The following is a 14,680-nucleotide window of genomic DNA, read 5'->3' as shown; positions in this document are numbered from 1 at the left end:
GCCCCCGGTCATGATGAATCTCGTTGTACGTTGCGATCGGCGACGCCGGCGCGTTTGATGTGGCCGGTTGGTCCATGACCCACACGCTTAAAGATCTCTAGACTGGAGCGCTGGTCATCGTCGAGGGCAAGCGTGGTACCGACGCAGACGTTCTGGTCCTTCGAACGCTTGCACTTGATGATCACCGGGGTGCCGTTCTCGTCGAGCCTCAGCGAATCGACCCGGCCTCGGTGCCCACCGGTCCGGTACTCCGTGGCCAGGAACCGGATGCCGAGCATTGCCTCCATGTTGGCCTCGATCAGCGACTGCAGCTCACGCTCCACCGCCATCGACGCACCCGGAATCTACCGTCGCCCGGCCACCTCTGACCCGGAAGACCTTCAGGTCGCTCATGCACTCCTCCCTGCTCCAGCGCGATCACCTGCAGGGCGAGAATCGACACGGCTATCCGTTTATTCCCTGGGGTAGGGCAGGGCTGAAATGGGCCTCTGGTCGTTGGCCCGGTGCGAGGCGTCAATGGTCGATCAGCAGGGAAGGGCGTGCGCCGAAATCTTCGGTGCGGTCCGACATCTGCATGCCTCGTAGCAGGACACCCGCGAGATCAGCACCAGCCTGCGCACGCCGCATCTGATCACAGCCGTCTCCTGCGTCGCACCTCGACACTCCTACCGGCTTGTAGAGGAGCAACAAAAGCGGCGCGTGCCACGTTGCTGCCCGATCTCATCGTCAGCTGCAGCGGTCAGCAAGAACCGTCGCTCAAGCATCGCGCAGCGCGACCTGGCTCCGACCCCGTCTCGCGTGGGGTGCCCCTCGGGTGGATCGAGCGGACGATTCTGACCTGATGATGAGTCAGGAAAGTCAGCATTGGGTCAGCATAAGGTCTGCCAGAGGCTGTCACAGACGGTCAAACCTGGGGCTCGTCGGATGCCCCGGTGAAGCGACGACAAGAGGCGTGTCCATGTCACGTGGCCGCTGGATGTCGACCATAAATGATCAAGCGCTCGGTGGTAGCGCACCTTCGGTGAAAGTGCAGGTCAACGCATGCGTCCGCGCGGTTTCAGTGGTACTGGGGGGAGTTCGGGAGCGGGTAGCGGAGGGCCGTCGTAGCCGTGGACCTGGCCGAAGAGGCGGCCCTCTGCCCAGTCCTCTCGGGCCTGCTTGATATCGTCGTGGTGACGGCCGATGAAGTTCCACCACATGACGATCTTCTCCTCGAAGGGCTCGCCACCCAGCAGCATGAACGCGCTGTCCACATCCGCGCGCAGGGGAAGCTCGCTTCGGCCGCAGCCCAGGTAGAGCAGGGAGCCGGGGGGCAGGCGTACGCCGTCTACCTCGGCTTCGCCGGACATGGTGAGGGCCGCGTATTCGTAGTCGGGGCGGACCGGGAGGCGGGTGGTGGTGCCTGCGGCCAGGGTGATGTCGGCGCCCATCAGGGGGGTGAAGGTGGTGCCGGGGGAGGTCGCGCCGTCCAGGTCGCCGAGGATGACGGTGGCGCGGAGGCCTCCGCCGCCGGTGATCTGGGGCAGCTCGGCGTGGTGCTCCCAGGTGGGGGCCGTGTGGCGGTCGCTGTCGGGGAGGGCCACCCAGAGCTGGGCGCCGTGCAGCAGCCGGGCGTGGTCGCGGGGGGACTCCTCGGAGTGCGCTATGGCCCGCCCCGAGGTCATCAGCCCCAACTCGCCGGGGCGCAGGGTCTGCAGGCTGCCGAGGCTGTCCCGGTGCAGCACCTCGCCGTCGTGCAGCCAGCTCACCGTCTGGAGGCCGATGTGGGGATGCGGGGGGATCTGCATGCCCGGCTCGTCGGCGATGTCGTCCGGGCCGTAGTGGTCGACGAAGCACCAGGCGCCGATCATGCGGCGGCCCAGGTTCGGCAGCAGGCGGCGCACCACGGTGGACTCGCCCAGCGGGACCTGCTTGGAGGCCAGCAGTTCGCGAACCGGCCGCGCGGTGACGTCGGCGCGGCCGCCGCAGATGGTCGCCGCGGGCCGCGGATCGAGATTGCTCATGGACGAACTTTCCCATCGGAGGGAGATTTCCGCTCGCCCCTGTGGATAACTGTGGACGGGTACATGGCGACCGCCCAGGCGACCAGCGCCGCGCCCAGCAGCCAGCCGCCGAGGATGTCGGTGGGCCAGTGGACGCCCAGGTACGTGCGGGTGAATCCGACGCCGAGCACAGAGACGGCGGCCACGGCGGTGGCCAGGCGCTGCCAGACGGCGGGGGCGCCGTGCAGCCTCAGCATCCACAGCAGCAGCCCGAAGGTGACGGTCGCGGTGAGGGCGTGGCCGGAGGGGAAGGCCGCGTAGTGGGCCGAGTCCACCGGGTTCGCCCAGTGCGGGCGGGGGCGGTCCAGGAGCGCCTTGATGCCCTGCTGGAGGGCGGTACCGGCGGCGGCCGTGACGGCGACCCACAGGGCGGGCGTCCGCTCCCGGTGGAGCAGCAGCCACAGGACGATCACGGCTGTCAGGGCGCGCATCGTCCAGGGGTCCCAGACCCAGTCCGTCAGCACTCTGTTGGTCTGGGTCCAGCCGGGGTGGTCGAGCGCGGAGCGGTGCAGCGGGACGATGAGGTCCCGGTCCGTGCCCATCAGCGGCCCCCAGCGGGCGGCGACGAGGGCGAGCAGCACGGCGAACAGGATGCTGAGCACCGCTGCCACGCGGAGAGGGCGGGGGTGGGGGGTCTGCGGCTGCATGGTGTCGATGATCGCCGACGCCGGGCGTACGGGGCCAACACGCAGGTGGGCCGTACGCCGGCGGTGGGCCGTACCCCGGAGGCTCAGCCCAGCACCCGCAGCGCCGGGACCAGGGTCACCAGCAGGGGGACGACGGGGACCAGCGCGGCCGCGGCGGTGAGTTGCAGACGGCGTACGGGGGTGAAGCGCGCCGCGGGGGCCAGGAGCCGGTCCACCCGCTGCGGGACCTGTGCGAGTCCGCTGGGGCAGGGGCCGAACACCCCCCGGTCCTCGTTCAGTTCGACGAGGGCCAGGGCGGTCGTCGTCCGCCCGAACCGCCGTGACGCGGAGTCGTCGGCGGCCAGCTCGACCAGCCGGTGGACCTCGTCCCGGAAGGCCGCGAACACCGGGACCTGCGGAAAGCCCCCGGCGAGCGCGCCGGAGCAGTGCAGCAGCCAGTGGTGACGGGCCCGCGCGTGGCCCTGCTCATGGGCGATCACGGCGTCCAGCCGACGCCCCTTGAGGCGGCGCAGGGCCGCCGTCGTGATGACGAGCTGGGGCGTGGTGCCCGGCAGCCACCAGGCGTCCGGCTTGTCGCCCTCCAGGACGACGAGCCGCTCCCCGGCGGGCTCCTCACCGGGCAAGACGGGGGAGCGGACGAGGAGTTCGGCGCGGTGCTGCCTGCGCCAGGCGCGGGCCCGGCCGATCTCGCGGCTGAGCATCACGGCGGACCATACGGCGCCGAAGGCCAGGGCGAGGGCGACGGGCGCCGCCCAGGGGCCGTACGCGGACAGCGCGTACGCCTCCACGACACCGCTCGGCGCGGGGGCGAAGACGTTCCCCCGGACGGCCTCCGAGGCCGCCGCCGCGGTGAGCGCCATGGTGAAGGCGCAGCACAGCAGCACTCCGACGACGACGCATTGCCATACCCACAGTGCGAGTACGGGTTCGCGGTCGACCCAGGTGGAACGGGACATCAGGCGCGGCGCCATTGCCGCCACCAGTGCGCCGAGGCCCATCAGCGCGAGCGGGACCATCATGGCCGTCAGCCTATGGTCGTGGCGGTCGGCCCGGGTATGTCCGCGCGGGCGAAGTGACGCACGCCACGGTTTGTGGGCCTCATCACCCGGCGTACCCGGCCTGCCCGGCGCGCGCCCCGGCAGGGGGCGCGCTCAGAACGTCAGCAGCATCGCGATCGTCCCTATCGCCATCGTGAGGCGGCACGCGTGCTGCAGTTCGGGCGGCGGGCCGATGGCTGTCACCGTGCCGTCCGTCATCGGCAGCAGCCGTAGACCGGAGCGGACGGCGTAGACCGCGAAGTAGGCGAGCAGTACGCCCGTGAGCACCGGTATGCCACCCGGCGTCATGTCGTCGCCTGCCGTCATGGAGGCGTCATGGCCGTGGCCGCCCGTGGGGTGCGCCATCATCGCGAGCGCCATGTACGCCATGGCCAACGCCCCTATGGCGTGATGCGGATGGTGATGCCCCACCGCCCGTACGGCCGCCACGCCGAACACCGCCGCGAAGACGGGCGGGCCCCACGGCCGCGGGTCCAGGGCGGCGGACGGCACGGCCATCGCCGCCATCCCCCACCCCATGAGCGCCTCGGCGCGCGCACCCCGGCGGCTCGGTCCGGGCGGCTCGCCGCGCACGCGCAGCAGGCAGTACGTGCCGGTGGCGGCGCACAGCGCGACCAGCAGCCAGCCGATCAGTGGAGGTCCGTGCACGGCACACCTCCCGGTCCGGAACGCCGCGGACGTACGTATGCCGGGAGATTGCCCGCGCGCGGACCCGGTTACGGGAGCGCACTGGCGCAGCGGGGGAGCGCGCGGACGCGGCAGTTGTGCTCAGTTGTGCTCGGAGATGAGCACCGCCCGCGTCGACGGTTCGAGCGCCTCGAAGATGTGCGGCAGGTCGCCCGGATAGGCGACATAGTCACCGGGGCGCAGTTCCACCGGTTCGACGGCGAGGCCGACCCGGGCCCGGCCCGTGGCCAGCAGGATGTGCTCCACCACGCCGGGCATATGCGGATCGGAGGCGCGCACCGAGCCCGGTTCGGCGCTGAGGCGGTAGATGTCCCGGCGCGCCCCGGGCGGGCTGGCGGACAGCAGGGCGGCCTTGTATTCGGCCTGCGAGGAGGCGAGCGACGCGCCCTCGTCGGCCCGGATCACCTGGACGCGGGGGCGCGGTGGGTCGAGGAGCTGCGAGGGTGGCACGTCCAGGGTGACGCACAGCGCCCACAGCGTCTCCAGGCTCGGGTTTCCGCTGCCGGACTCCAGCTGGGACAGGGTGGACTTCGCGATTCCGGCGCGCCGGGCCACCTCGGTGAGCGACAGCCCGGCCCGGCCGCGCTCGCGTCGCAGTACAGCCGCGATCGAGTCCATCGGGACCTTGGCCGAAGCCGCCGCCGGTACTTCCTGTGCCATCCGTTCGCTCCATGCGTCTTCTGTTCGGTTTGACGAACGCCGCCTGTGGTGTTCATTATAAGCGTCATGCATTCGATATGGAGAACGCTCGATCGTGTGCTGCTGCGGGACATCGTGCTCGTCTGCCTGGCCATCGGCGTCACCAGCCTGTCGTACGGGGCGATCGCCGTGGCGTCGGGGTTTCCGCTGTGGGTCCCGGCAGGACTGAGCGTGCTGGTGCTCGCCGGGGCGTCGGAGTTCCTGTTCGTCGGGCTGATCGCCGCAGGCGGCAGCCCCCTCGCGGCGGTGCTGGCCGGGCTGGTGGTCAACGCACGCCATCTGCCGTTCGGGCTGGCCCTGCCCGATGTCCTCGGAGGCGGCAAGCGGCGTCTGGTCGGCAGCCATCTGATGAACGACGAGAGCGTCGTCTTCGCCCTCGCCCAGGACGGCATCGCGCGGCAGCGCGCCGCCTACTGGGCCTGTGGCCTGGGCGTTCTCCTGTGCTGGCCGCTGGGCGCGGTGACCGGCGGGCTGATCGGCACGGCCATCGACGACACCGATCTGTTCGGGCTCGACGCGATGTTCCCGGCCATCCTGCTGGCCCTCGTACTGCCCGCGCTGCGAGACCGCGACAAGCGCCGGGCGGTCCCGGCGGGTGTCGTCATCGCCCTGGCCACCACGCCGTTCCTGCCCGCCGGAGTGCCCGTCCTGCTCGCCCTGGCCGGAGTGGCGCTGGCCGCCGTACCGAGGAAGGCGAACGAGCCGGACGACCCCGAGAACGAGCCGAACGACCCCGAGAACGAGCCGAACGACCCCAAGGAGGAGCGCCCGTGCCCGGCTCCCTGACCCTGGCCGCCGCGATCCTCGCGCTCGCGGCCGGTACGTTCGCCCTCCGGCTCGCCGGGCCGCTGCTGCGCAGCCGGATCACGCTGCCGCCCCGGGCGGAGAAGCTGATGGAGACCGCCGCCATCGTGCTGCTGGCGGCGGTCGTGGCGACGACGGCACTCACCGAGGGCCACGGACCCGCCGGGTTCGCCCGCCCCGCCGGGGTCGCGGTCGCCGGAGTGCTCGCCTGGCGCAAGGCGCCGTTCCTGGTGGTCGTCCTGGCCGCAGCCGCCACCGCGGCCGGGCTGCGCCTGCTCGGCGTGGCTTAAGGCCCGGCTTAAAGGCCCGGTCGGTAGCGCAGGGGGTGGTCCTCGGGGATCTCCACGACCGCGATGCGCACGCCGTCGGGGTCGGCGATCCACATCTCGACCAGCCCCCACGGCTCCTTCTTCGGCGGCCGCAGGATCTCCACGTCCTTGGCCGCCAGCTCCTCGTGGGCCGCCTCCGCGTCCGCGACCTGGAGCCACAGCTGGAGCCCCGGCGCGGGCGGGGTCTCGGAGCGGCCGGAGACCTCCAGGAAGCCACCGCCCAGGAAGTAGACCGTGCCGCGCTCCGGGCCGGTCCCGAACTCACGGTAGATCGCCAGTCCCAGCGCCTCGCCGTAGAAGGTCCGGGAGCGCTCGGGGTCCGTTGGCCGCAGCAGTGTGCGGCCGCTCAGTACGTGCACCATGTGCGTGACCCTACGCACCCCGCGCCGGGCGGGGCGGCGCTAGGGGGTGTCTTTCGGATCAGGCCGGATCAGCGAGCGGCGTCAGGGGGCACCTCCCAGCGGTAGCTGGGGGAGCGACGAGCGCGGGGTCGCGAGGTGCCGCCCGCCGCGGCAGCGGCTGATGTCACAGCGGCGTCGGGAGCCCGGCATGATCCGGAAGACATCCCCTAAGGTCCTTTCGACGGATCTCCGGCCGCTAGGACGCACAGCCATGAACGCCCCCAACACTCCCGCCATGAGCACCCCCGCCGTGGACACCTCCGCGCTCACCTACCGAGGGGCCATCGAGGCCGACGTCGGGCCGCTGGTCGCGCTGATCGAGTCGGCGTACCGCGGGGACGCCAGCCGGGCCGGGTGGACGACGGAGGCGGACATCCTGGGCGGGCAGCGCACCGACCCCGAGGGCGTGGCGGCCGTCGTACGGGGCGCGGACAGCCGGATGACGGTCGTCGAGCGGGACGGCGAGCTGATCGCCTGCTGCCAGCTGGAGCGCCGCGGCGAACATGCCTACTTCGGCATGTTCGCCGTCCGCCCCGGCCTGCAGGGCGGCGGCCTCGGGAAGGCGGTCCTCGCCGAGGCCGAGCGGTTCGCGGCCGCCGAGTGGGCCGCCCGCGAGATGCACATGACCGTGATCACCGCCCGCGAGGAGCTGATGGCCTGGTACGAGCGGCGCGGCTACGCCCGTACGGGACGGACGACCCCGTTCCCGTACGGCGATGAGCGCTTCGGCCTGCCGCGCCGCCCGGACCTCGCGTTCGAGCTGCTGGTCAAGCGCCTGGGCTGACCCCTAGAAGCTCACGCCGTGTAGCGCACCGCCCGCCGGATCTCCGGGAAGTCGGTCGTGCCGCCGTCGAGGCCGAGGCCGCGGGCCAGCTTCAGATGGTCCGGGGTGTTGACCGTCCAGCCGATGACCTTGAGGTCGGCGGCGTGGGCGCGCTCCACCAGCTCCAGGGTCAGCCGGCGGATGTTGAGCACAAGCGTCCGCGCGCCGACGGCGTGCGCCCGGTCGATGGCGTCGAGCCCGTAGCGGCTGGCCACCAGGGCGGTGCGGGCGCTGGGCAGCAGGGTGCGGATCTCGGCGAGGGCCTCGTCGTGGAAGGAGATCACGTCGACCCGGCCGAGCAGATCGCGGCTGGTCAGCACCTCGGCCAGGGCCCGCGCGGCGGCCACGTCCTTGATCTCGGCCTGGATCGGCGCCTTCACCGCGTCCACGACCTCCTCGAAGACCGGGATCCGCTCACCGTCCCCGGCGTCGAGTTCGCGCAGCTCGGCGAGGGTGAAGTCGCTGATGGGGCCCTTGCCGTCGGTCGTGCGGTCGACGTGGGCGTCGTGCATGACGACCAGTGCGCCGTCCTTGCTGAGGTGCAGGTCCAGTTCGATGACGTCCAGGCCCTCGTGCTCGGCCCGGACGAATGAGCGCAGGGTGTTCTCCGGCTCGACGCCCATCACTCCGCGGTGTCCGATGGTGAGAAAGGTCAACGTGATCTCGCTCTTCTGTCGGGCTTTGTGTCGGTTTTCGGTTGTGTGTGGAGTCACGGGCTGTCCGGACCGGCGCTCAGCCTAACGGCCGACTCCAGCAGGGCCGCTCAAGCACGGCCGTGGCATGGTCCGGGGCGGATGGGGCAGGAAAAACAGCGGCGGGACGGAGGTGACGCAGGACGATTTCCGTTGCCCGCCCTTGAGTGGCGAGGTCATCCACGGATACGGTGTCTACACGGAAGGTTCTCCGGTGAAGGAGTCGTCATGACGGAAATTCTTTCGTCCGCCATAGCGGACGGTGGCATTCTGCCTGCGGAGCGTGTGATCGAACACCAGGCCTGGCCATCCCTCAAAGGTGCTGTAGAAACGATTCGCCCCTGGCAGTCCAAGGACGGTTCCATCGACTTCGACGCCGAGGGGGCACCACCGGCCCACCGCGCCCGCGACACCCTCGAAAGGGTGATCGCGGCCATCGAGGAGCTGGCCCCGCTGCTCCCGCACGACGCCGCGTACCACCGCGCGCTCGTCGCCGATCTGCGCCGCTGGGCCGACGACGGCTTCGGCGTCCCCGACTTCCTCGACTCGCTGCTCGCCTTCCAGCCCGCCAAGACGCGCGCCGACGGCCTCCAGCACCTCGTCGTCTTCCCCATGTACACGCAGAACGGCAACCCGAACCGCAATCTGGAGGCGGTCGTCCTGCGCATGGTCTGGCCCGACTGGCTGGCCGAGCTGGAGCGCACCCGCTACGACAACCCGCTCTACCTCGGTCTCGCCTTCGAGGACTTCACCTCCGGCTACGACACCAACTCGGCGGTGCTCTTCCCGGAGACCATCGCCGTGCGCGAGGCCCCCGAGCGCTTCACCTGGGGCGGCATCTTCTGCGACCGCGAGGCCGCCCGCTTCCGCCGGGTCAGCGCGGCCGCCGTCCGGGCGCTGGGCATCGAACTCCCCGACGACATCCGGGACATGCTCGCCGACCAGCGGCGCTGCCAGGAGGCGTTCGCCCTGTGGGACATGGTCCACGACCGCACCCACAGCCATGGCGACCTGCCGTTCGACCCCTTCATGATCAAGCAGCGCCAGCCGTTCTGGATGTACGGCCTGGAGGAGCTGCGCTGCGACCTCACCGCCTTCAAGGAGGCCGTGAAGCTCGACGCGGAGGGGCTCGCCCAGGCCCGGGACGTCCAGTACGCCGTGATCTTCGACCGGATGTTCCGGTTCCCCGTCACCGGTGAGCGGGTCCGCAACTACGACGGACTCGGCGGCCAGTTGCTGTTCGCCTATCTCCACCAGCACGACGTCGTACGCTGGACAGACAACACCCTGCACATCGACTGGTCGCGCGCCGCGCAGGTCACCAACCAGCTGTGCGGTGAGATCGAGAAGCTGTACCGGGACGGCATCGACCGGCCCAAGCTCGTCCACTGGTTCAAGGCGTACGAGCTGGTGTCGACCTATCTCGCCCCGCACCCCGGCTCCGTCTGGGCCAAGGGCCCCGACGCGCTGGACCTGACCCAGCCGCCGCGCAAGCTCGTGGACGACGTGCTCCCCGACGAGTTTCCGCTGAGCATGTTCTACGAGGCGCTCGCCAAGAAGCTGCGGGACGTGGTCGCCTCCACCAAGGGCATCACGGCGGGCGACGACGACATACGAGCGGCCGCGTGAGCCGTGACACGGCGAACCGTCCCACAGCAGAGGAGACAGCAAGCATGACCACACCGACGTCGAGCCCGAGCCCGAACGAGCCGGGCGGCAGGACGCCGCTGGACGGCGCCGTGGTGGCGGTGGCCGGTGCGGCGGGCCCGGCGGGCCGCGCCACGCTGCGCCGCCTCGCCGAGGCCGGTGCCACCGTCGTCGCCTCCGACTCCGACCCCGCGCGGCTGGCCGAGGCCGTCGACGCGGCGCGCTACGCCCACGGCGGCGCCCGCGTCACGGGGGAGACGGTCGACCTGCTCGACCTGAACGCCACCCGCGCCTGGGCCGACCGGACCGAGAAGGAGTTCGGCCGCGTCGACGGCCTGGTCCACCTCGTCGGCGGCTGGCGCGGCAGCAAGACCTTCGCCGACGCCCCCCTCGCCGACTGGGACACCCTGCACAATCTGCTGATCCGCACCGCCCAGCACACCTCGCTCGCCTTCCACGACGCCCTGCGGCGCACCGGCAACGGCCGCTACGTGATGATCAGCGCGGCGGGCGCGTCCCAGCCCACCGCCGGAAACGCCGCGTACGCCGCCGCCAAGGCCGCCGCCGAGGCGTGGACACTCGCGCTCGGCGACTCGTTCCGCAAGCTGGGGGGCGAGGGCGGCCCGGCGGCCGCGGCTGTCATCCTGGTGGTCAAGGCGCTGGTGCACGACGCCATGCGCGCGGAGCGCCCCAACGCGAAGTTCGCGGGCTTCACCGACGTCACGGAGCTGGCCGAGGCCATCACCGGAGTCTGGGAGCGGCCCGCCCGGGAAGTGAACGGAACCCGCCAGTGGCTGACCCCCAAGCCGTGAGCACCGACGCGCGCCGTCATCACGACCCCGAGGTACGCGGCTTCGCCAGCGACAACTACGCGGGCGGCCACCCGGAGATCCTCGCCGCGCTCGCCCTCGCCAACGGCGGCCATCAGGTGGCCTACGGTGAGGACGACTACACCGCGCATCTGCAGCACGTCATGCGCAGCCACTTCGGCCCCTACGCGCAGGCGTTCCCGGTCTTCAACGGCACCGGCGCCAACGTCGTCGCGCTCCAGGCGCTCACCGACCGCTGGGGCGCGGTCATCTGCGCCGACACCGCGCACATCAACGTCGACGAATGCGGCGCGCCCGAGCGGGTCGGCGGACTGAAGCTGCTCACCGTGCCCACCGAGGACGGCAAGCTCACCCCCGAGCTCATCGACCGCGAGGCGTACGGCTGGGACGACGAGCACCGGGCGATGCCGCAGGTCGTCTCGATCGCCCAGAACACCGAGCTGGGCACCCTCTACACGGTGGACGAGATCCGCGCGATCTGCGAGCACGCCCATGAGCGCGGCATGAAGGTCCACCTCGACGGGGCCCGGATAGCCAACGCGGCCGCGGCGCTGGACGTGCCGATGCGCTCGTTCACCAATGTGCCGGGCGTGGACGTGCTGTCCTTCGGCGGTACGAAGAACGGCATGCTCTTCGGCGAGGCCGTCGTCGTCCTCGACCCGGACGCGGTGCGCGCCATGAAGCATCTGCGCAAGCTGTCCATGCAGCTGGCGTCCAAGATGCGGTTCGTCTCCGTCCAGCTGGAGGCGCTGCTCGCCCGCGATCTGTGGCTGCGCAACGCGCGCCACGCCAACGCGATGGCCCAGCGGCTCGCCGAGGGGGTGCGCGCGGTCGACGGCGTCACGATCCTGCACCCCGTCCAGGCCAACGCGGTCTTCGCCCGGCTGCCGCACGACGTGAGCGAACGGCTCCAGAAGCGGTTCCGCTTCTACTTCTGGGACGAGGCGGCGGGCGACGTGCGCTGGATGTGCTCGTTCGACACCCGGGAAGAGGACGTCGACGGCTTCGTGGCGGCCCTTCAGGAAGAGATGAAGCGCTAGCGGTCTCCACCCCCGGTGGCCGCTCCCGCCGGGGGACGGCCGCCGGGCATCGGCCGCGGTATTACCGCCCGCGGTCCAGAGCGATGGCCTCCGCCGGGGTGGGGGCCGTACCGCCCAGATGGGCCGGGACCCACCAGGTGTCGTCCGCGTCCTTCGGCCGCACCGGATACGCCCGCTGCGCCGCCTCCAGCAGCTCCTGCACCCGCCCCCGCACCCGGTCGGTGAGCGTGTCGGACGGCTCCGTCGGGTCGGCCTCCATCAGCTCGCCGACCCGCATCGTGATCGGGAAGTGGTTGCGGCCCAGCGCGCGCTTCTGGCCCTTGGTCCACAGCCGCTGCGTCCCCCACAGGGCCACCGGCAGCACGGGAACGCCCGCCTCCTGGGCCAGCCGGGCCGCGCCCGACTTGAAGTTCTTGAGGGTGAACGAGCGCGAGATCGTCGCCTCCGGGAAGACGCCGATGATCTCGCCGGAGCGCAGGGCCTTGAGGGCGTGCTTGTAGGCGTCCATGCCCGCCGCCCGGTCCACCGGGATGTGCTTCATGGCCCGCATCAGCGGTCCGGACACCTTGTGCCGGAAGACCGCCTCCTTCGCCATGAACCGCACCAGACGCTTCGCCGGACGGGCGGTGAGCCCGGCGAACACGAAGTCGAGATAGCCGATGTGGTTGCTCACCAGAACCGCGCCACCCCGCTCGGGGACATTCTCGATGCCCTTCATGTCGATACGCAGGTCCAGCGCCTTGAACATGGTGCGGGCCGCGCCGATCACCGGCGGGTAGACGAGCTCTGCCATAGAGGGACCCTTCATCGTTTTCCCTGGGAGGGCTCTCCCGGCGGAAGTTACGCAGCCGTAGGTTTCCCGGCTTCTGGCAGATGGTGCCCTATGTCATCTCTCTGTGCTAGCGCGGGCCCCCGCCAGTCCGCGAGATCCTCATCACGTCAGGCTCTGGGGAATCCCCTAAAGGCCCGTATCGCTGCACCCTATGACGGCATCGAATTCGGAGGACAGCGTGCGACACGTGCAGGGGCAGAGCGAGGCAGACGGGGGCGAACAGCTCGAGGCCGCCCAGCTCGGAGCGGAACTGGGTACCCGGGCCACCCTCGTCCAGTTCTCGAGCGCCTTCTGCCAGCCCTGCCGGGCCACCCGGCGGGTCCTGGCCGAGGTGGCCGACATGGTCGATGGCGTGGCTCATCTCGAAATCGACGCCGAGGCGCATCTGGACCTCGTACGGATGCTGGACATCGTGCGGACGCCCACCGTGCTGGTGCTCGACGCGCGGGGCCGGATCGTGCGCCGCGCGGCCGGACAGCCGCGGACGGCGGACGTCATCGCGGCGCTCGGCGAGGCGGTCTGATCCGGTGTGAGATCCCGGTGGATGCCCTAGTCGCGGAATGCCCTCCACCGGTCCGTACTTGACGGTGCGCTGCGGGGATGGTCAGGGTGACGTCATGCGGCCTGGACTTCTTCTTCTCTACGGACGCGTACACGTGGATCTCGTGCGGACCGCGAGTGCGCGGTGTCCGGGCGGGTGAGCGACGACGACAGCACGGCTCCCCCCGCTCGTATCCCACCGCAGAAGGACAGGTTCATGACTGCCTCGCCCGACCTCGGCACGCCCCGGCTCAGCGCCCCCGAACTCTTCCGTTCCGTCTTCCGCAGGCACGCCGCCGGTGTCGCGGTGGTCACCGCGCACGGGGATCACCCCGTCGGCTTCACCGCGACGTCCCTCGCGTCCGTCGCCGCCGAGCCGCCGCTGCTGTCGTTCGGCGTCGGCAAGAACTCGTCCAGCTGGCCGGTGATCGCCGAGGCCGAGCACGTCGGTGTGCATGTCCTGGGCGAGCACCAGCGGGAGCTGGCCGCGACGTTCGCGCGCAGCGGAGCGGACCGCTTCGGCCCGGACACCGGCTGGCACACCGGGCCCGAGGGGGTGCCGGTGCTGGACGGGGTGCTGGCGTGGCTGGTGTGCCGGGTGGTGGCCCGGATACCCGCCGGGGATCACCGCGTGGTGATCGGCGAGGTCGTCGCGGGCGACCCGGCGGGAGCGGGCCGTCCCCTCCTGTACCACCAGGGGCGCTTCAACGCGCTGCGCGACTGAGCCGCCGCTGATCGTCCGTTGGCAAGGTCACAGTTCAACCGGGTTGCGTACGGGTAACACCCTGGGTGTACTGGCGAGTAATATTTCGTTCGGTGCATGGGCCGTCCCCGGCCGCCAACCGACCGGGAAGAGCCCCCGAGGGCGCCTATGCTGCCAGCACAAGGCAGCCCGGAAGAGACGATGCAGTAGGAGAGCCGGCGTGAGCTTGAGGATCGTTGTCTGTGTGAAGTACGTGCCCGACGCCACCGGCGATCGGCACTTCGCCGAGGACCTGACGCTCGACCGTGACGATGTGGACGGCCTGCTCTCGGAGCTGGACGAGTACGCGGTCGAGCAGGCCCTCCAGATCGCGGACGAGGCGGACGACGCGGAGATCACGGTGCTGACCGTGGGCCCCGAGGACGCCAAGGACGCGCTGCGCAAGGCGCTGTCGATGGGTGCCGACAAGGCCGTGCACGTCGAGGACGACGATCTGCACGGCACCGACGCGCTGGGCACCTCGCTGGTGCTGGCCAAGGCGGTCGAGAAGACCGGCTACGACCTGGTTGTCTGCGGCATGGCCTCCACGGACGGCACCATGGGCGTGCTGCCGGCGATCCTCGCCGAGCGCCTGGGCGTCCCGCAGGTGACGCTCCTGTCGGAGGTCTCGGTCGAGGACGGCACCGTCAAGGGCCGCCGCGACGGCGACACCGCGACCGAGCACCTGGAGGCGTCGCTTCCGGCGGTCGTGTCGGTGACCGACCAGTCCGGTGAGGCCCGTTACCCGTCGTTCAAGGGCATCATGGCGGCCAAGAAGAAGCCGGTGACCTCCTGGGATCTGTCGGACCTCGACATCGAGGCCGAGGAGGTGGGCCTGGAGGGTGCCTGGACGAAGGTCGACGGCGC

At 70.9% G+C, this 14,680-nt stretch carries 19 protein-coding genes; 10 read left to right on the top strand and 9 right to left on the bottom strand.

The annotated features are described in order from the left end of the window. Nucleotides 1–8: 8 nt before the first annotated feature. The 6 genes from ACWC5C_RS38265 to ACWC5C_RS38240 all read right to left on the bottom strand — a co-directional run bounded on the left by ACWC5C_RS38265 (nucleotide 9) and on the right by ACWC5C_RS38240 (nucleotide 5,094). Nucleotides 9–329: a hypothetical protein gene (locus ACWC5C_RS38265; protein WP_450883315.1), complete on the bottom strand. Its 321-nt coding sequence runs from the start codon at nucleotides 327–329 to the stop codon at nucleotides 9–11. A gap of 705 nt (nucleotides 330–1,034) precedes the next feature. Further along, entirely contained in the window at nucleotides 1,035–2,003 is a 969-nt protein-coding gene (locus tag ACWC5C_RS38260; protein WP_450883313.1) for a pirin family protein, read from the bottom strand. Continuing rightward, on the bottom strand, nucleotides 2,000–2,689 hold the full coding sequence (locus ACWC5C_RS38255; RefSeq protein WP_450883311.1) for a phosphatase PAP2 family protein: 690 nt from the start codon (nucleotides 2,687–2,689) through the stop codon (nucleotides 2,000–2,002). The genes ACWC5C_RS38260 and ACWC5C_RS38255 overlap by 4 nt, the downstream gene beginning before the upstream one ends. 83 nt (nucleotides 2,690–2,772) lie before the next feature. After that, complete coding sequence (locus ACWC5C_RS38250) at nucleotides 2,773–3,708, bottom strand: M56 family metallopeptidase (RefSeq protein ID WP_385436569.1); 936 nt, start codon at nucleotides 3,706–3,708, stop codon at nucleotides 2,773–2,775. Between the two features lie 132 nt (nucleotides 3,709–3,840). Continuing rightward, entirely contained in the window at nucleotides 3,841–4,395 is a 555-nt protein-coding gene (locus tag ACWC5C_RS38245; protein ID WP_450883309.1) for a DUF5134 domain-containing protein, read from the bottom strand. A 120-nt stretch (nucleotides 4,396–4,515) separates the two neighbouring features. Next, nucleotides 4,516–5,094, bottom strand: coding sequence for a helix-turn-helix domain-containing protein (locus ACWC5C_RS38240; RefSeq protein ID WP_450883307.1), 579 nt, complete (start codon nucleotides 5,092–5,094; stop codon nucleotides 4,516–4,518). 66 nt (nucleotides 5,095–5,160) lie between these two features. Here ACWC5C_RS38240 and ACWC5C_RS38235 point away from each other — a divergent pair, with 66 nt between their 5' ends. After that, nucleotides 5,161–5,919: an AzlC family ABC transporter permease gene (locus tag ACWC5C_RS38235; protein WP_450883305.1), complete on the top strand. Its 759-nt coding sequence runs from the start codon at nucleotides 5,161–5,163 to the stop codon at nucleotides 5,917–5,919. After that, on the top strand, nucleotides 5,904–6,227 hold the full coding sequence (locus tag ACWC5C_RS38230; protein ID WP_385436565.1) for an AzlD domain-containing protein: 324 nt from the start codon (nucleotides 5,904–5,906) through the stop codon (nucleotides 6,225–6,227). Before ACWC5C_RS38235 ends, ACWC5C_RS38230 begins: the two co-directional genes overlap by 16 nt. An 8-nt stretch (nucleotides 6,228–6,235) precedes the next feature. Here the strand turns inward: ACWC5C_RS38230 and ACWC5C_RS38225 are convergent, their stop codons facing one another. Next, nucleotides 6,236–6,628 (bottom strand): VOC family protein, encoded by a 393-nt coding sequence (locus tag ACWC5C_RS38225; RefSeq protein ID WP_385436564.1) that lies wholly within the window; start codon nucleotides 6,626–6,628, stop codon nucleotides 6,236–6,238. Between the two features lie 274 nt (nucleotides 6,629–6,902). Here ACWC5C_RS38225 and ACWC5C_RS38220 point away from each other — a divergent pair, with 274 nt between their 5' ends. Beyond that, nucleotides 6,903–7,451, top strand: coding sequence for a GNAT family N-acetyltransferase (locus ACWC5C_RS38220; protein WP_450883303.1), 549 nt, complete (start codon nucleotides 6,903–6,905; stop codon nucleotides 7,449–7,451). 11 nt (nucleotides 7,452–7,462) lie between these two features. Here ACWC5C_RS38220 and ACWC5C_RS38215 read toward each other — a convergent pair whose 3' ends face one another. Beyond that, nucleotides 7,463–8,146 carry a glycerophosphodiester phosphodiesterase gene (locus tag ACWC5C_RS38215; RefSeq protein WP_450883301.1) on the bottom strand — a complete coding sequence of 228 codons (684 nt, stop codon included), beginning with the start codon at nucleotides 8,144–8,146 and terminating at the stop codon, nucleotides 7,463–7,465. A 264-nt stretch (nucleotides 8,147–8,410) separates the two neighbouring features. Here ACWC5C_RS38215 and ACWC5C_RS38210 point away from each other — a divergent pair, with 264 nt between their 5' ends. From ACWC5C_RS38210 to ACWC5C_RS38200, 3 genes are read left to right on the top strand one after another with little or no spacing between them, the layout of a single operon-like run. Next, nucleotides 8,411–9,811 carry a DUF6421 family protein gene (locus ACWC5C_RS38210; protein ID WP_450883299.1) on the top strand — a complete coding sequence of 467 codons (1,401 nt, stop codon included), beginning with the start codon at nucleotides 8,411–8,413 and terminating at the stop codon, nucleotides 9,809–9,811. A gap of 44 nt (nucleotides 9,812–9,855) precedes the next feature. Next, entirely contained in the window at nucleotides 9,856–10,641 is a 786-nt protein-coding gene (locus tag ACWC5C_RS38205) for an SDR family NAD(P)-dependent oxidoreductase (RefSeq protein WP_450883297.1), read from the top strand. Beyond that, nucleotides 10,638–11,699 (top strand): threonine aldolase family protein, encoded by a 1,062-nt coding sequence (locus tag ACWC5C_RS38200; protein WP_385436560.1) that lies wholly within the window; start codon nucleotides 10,638–10,640, stop codon nucleotides 11,697–11,699. Before ACWC5C_RS38205 ends, ACWC5C_RS38200 begins: the two co-directional genes overlap by 4 nt. Before the next feature lie 61 nt (nucleotides 11,700–11,760). On the opposite strand, the gene ACWC5C_RS38195 is transcribed toward ACWC5C_RS38200, so the two are convergent. Next, on the bottom strand, nucleotides 11,761–12,492 hold the full coding sequence (locus tag ACWC5C_RS38195; protein WP_450883294.1) for a lysophospholipid acyltransferase family protein: 732 nt from the start codon (nucleotides 12,490–12,492) through the stop codon (nucleotides 11,761–11,763). A 190-nt stretch (nucleotides 12,493–12,682) separates the two neighbouring features. On the opposite strand from ACWC5C_RS38195, the gene ACWC5C_RS38190 reads away from it, so the two are divergent. The 4 genes from ACWC5C_RS38190 to ACWC5C_RS38175 all read left to right on the top strand — a co-directional run. Continuing rightward, entirely contained in the window at nucleotides 12,683–13,054 is a 372-nt protein-coding gene (locus ACWC5C_RS38190; RefSeq protein ID WP_450883292.1) for a TlpA family protein disulfide reductase, read from the top strand. 37 nt (nucleotides 13,055–13,091) lie between these two features. Further along, nucleotides 13,092–13,232: a putative leader peptide gene (locus ACWC5C_RS38185; RefSeq protein WP_450883290.1), complete on the top strand. Its 141-nt coding sequence runs from the start codon at nucleotides 13,092–13,094 to the stop codon at nucleotides 13,230–13,232. A 56-nt stretch (nucleotides 13,233–13,288) separates the two neighbouring features. Continuing rightward, nucleotides 13,289–13,795, top strand: a complete 507-nt coding sequence (locus ACWC5C_RS38180; RefSeq protein ID WP_385436556.1) for a flavin reductase family protein — start codon at nucleotides 13,289–13,291, stop codon at nucleotides 13,793–13,795. Nucleotides 13,796–13,994: 199 nt separating this feature from the next. After that, nucleotides 13,995–14,680 (top strand): electron transfer flavoprotein subunit beta/FixA family protein (locus ACWC5C_RS38175; RefSeq protein ID WP_450883288.1); only part of this gene is annotated, 686 nt, incomplete at its 3' end.

It is taken from the genome of Streptomyces sp. NPDC001700, from assembly GCF_053596435.1.
Note: the sequence above shows the minus strand (reverse complement) of the source record. Positions and strands in the feature narration are given on the sequence as shown.

Coding starts and splice junctions, on each gene's coding strand:
- ACWC5C_RS38265 (WP_450883315.1), bottom strand. CDS start 329: ATGGCGGTGGAGCGTGAGCTGCAGTCGCTGATCGAGGCCAACATGGAG.
- ACWC5C_RS38260 (WP_450883313.1), bottom strand. CDS start 2,003: ATGAGCAATCTCGATCCGCGGCCCGCGGCGACCATCTGCGGCGGCCGC.
- ACWC5C_RS38255 (WP_450883311.1), bottom strand. CDS start 2,689: ATGCAGCCGCAGACCCCCCACCCCCGCCCTCTCCGCGTGGCAGCGGTG.
- ACWC5C_RS38250 (WP_385436569.1), bottom strand. CDS start 3,708: ATGATGGTCCCGCTCGCGCTGATGGGCCTCGGCGCACTGGTGGCGGCA.
- ACWC5C_RS38240 (WP_450883307.1), bottom strand. CDS start 5,094: ATGGCACAGGAAGTACCGGCGGCGGCTTCGGCCAAGGTCCCGATGGAC.
- ACWC5C_RS38235 (WP_450883305.1), top strand. CDS start 5,161: ATGCATTCGATATGGAGAACGCTCGATCGTGTGCTGCTGCGGGACATC.
- ACWC5C_RS38225 (WP_385436564.1), bottom strand. CDS start 6,628: ATGGTGCACGTACTGAGCGGCCGCACACTGCTGCGGCCAACGGACCCC.
- ACWC5C_RS38220 (WP_450883303.1), top strand. CDS start 6,903: ATGAGCACCCCCGCCGTGGACACCTCCGCGCTCACCTACCGAGGGGCC.
- ACWC5C_RS38210 (WP_450883299.1), top strand. CDS start 8,411: ATGACGGAAATTCTTTCGTCCGCCATAGCGGACGGTGGCATTCTGCCT.
- ACWC5C_RS38205 (WP_450883297.1), top strand. CDS start 9,856: ATGACCACACCGACGTCGAGCCCGAGCCCGAACGAGCCGGGCGGCAGG.
- ACWC5C_RS38195 (WP_450883294.1), bottom strand. CDS start 12,492: ATGGCAGAGCTCGTCTACCCGCCGGTGATCGGCGCGGCCCGCACCATG.
- ACWC5C_RS38190 (WP_450883292.1), top strand. CDS start 12,683: ATGACGGCATCGAATTCGGAGGACAGCGTGCGACACGTGCAGGGGCAG.
- ACWC5C_RS38185 (WP_450883290.1), top strand. CDS start 13,092: ATGCCCTCCACCGGTCCGTACTTGACGGTGCGCTGCGGGGATGGTCAG.
- ACWC5C_RS38180 (WP_385436556.1), top strand. CDS start 13,289: ATGACTGCCTCGCCCGACCTCGGCACGCCCCGGCTCAGCGCCCCCGAA.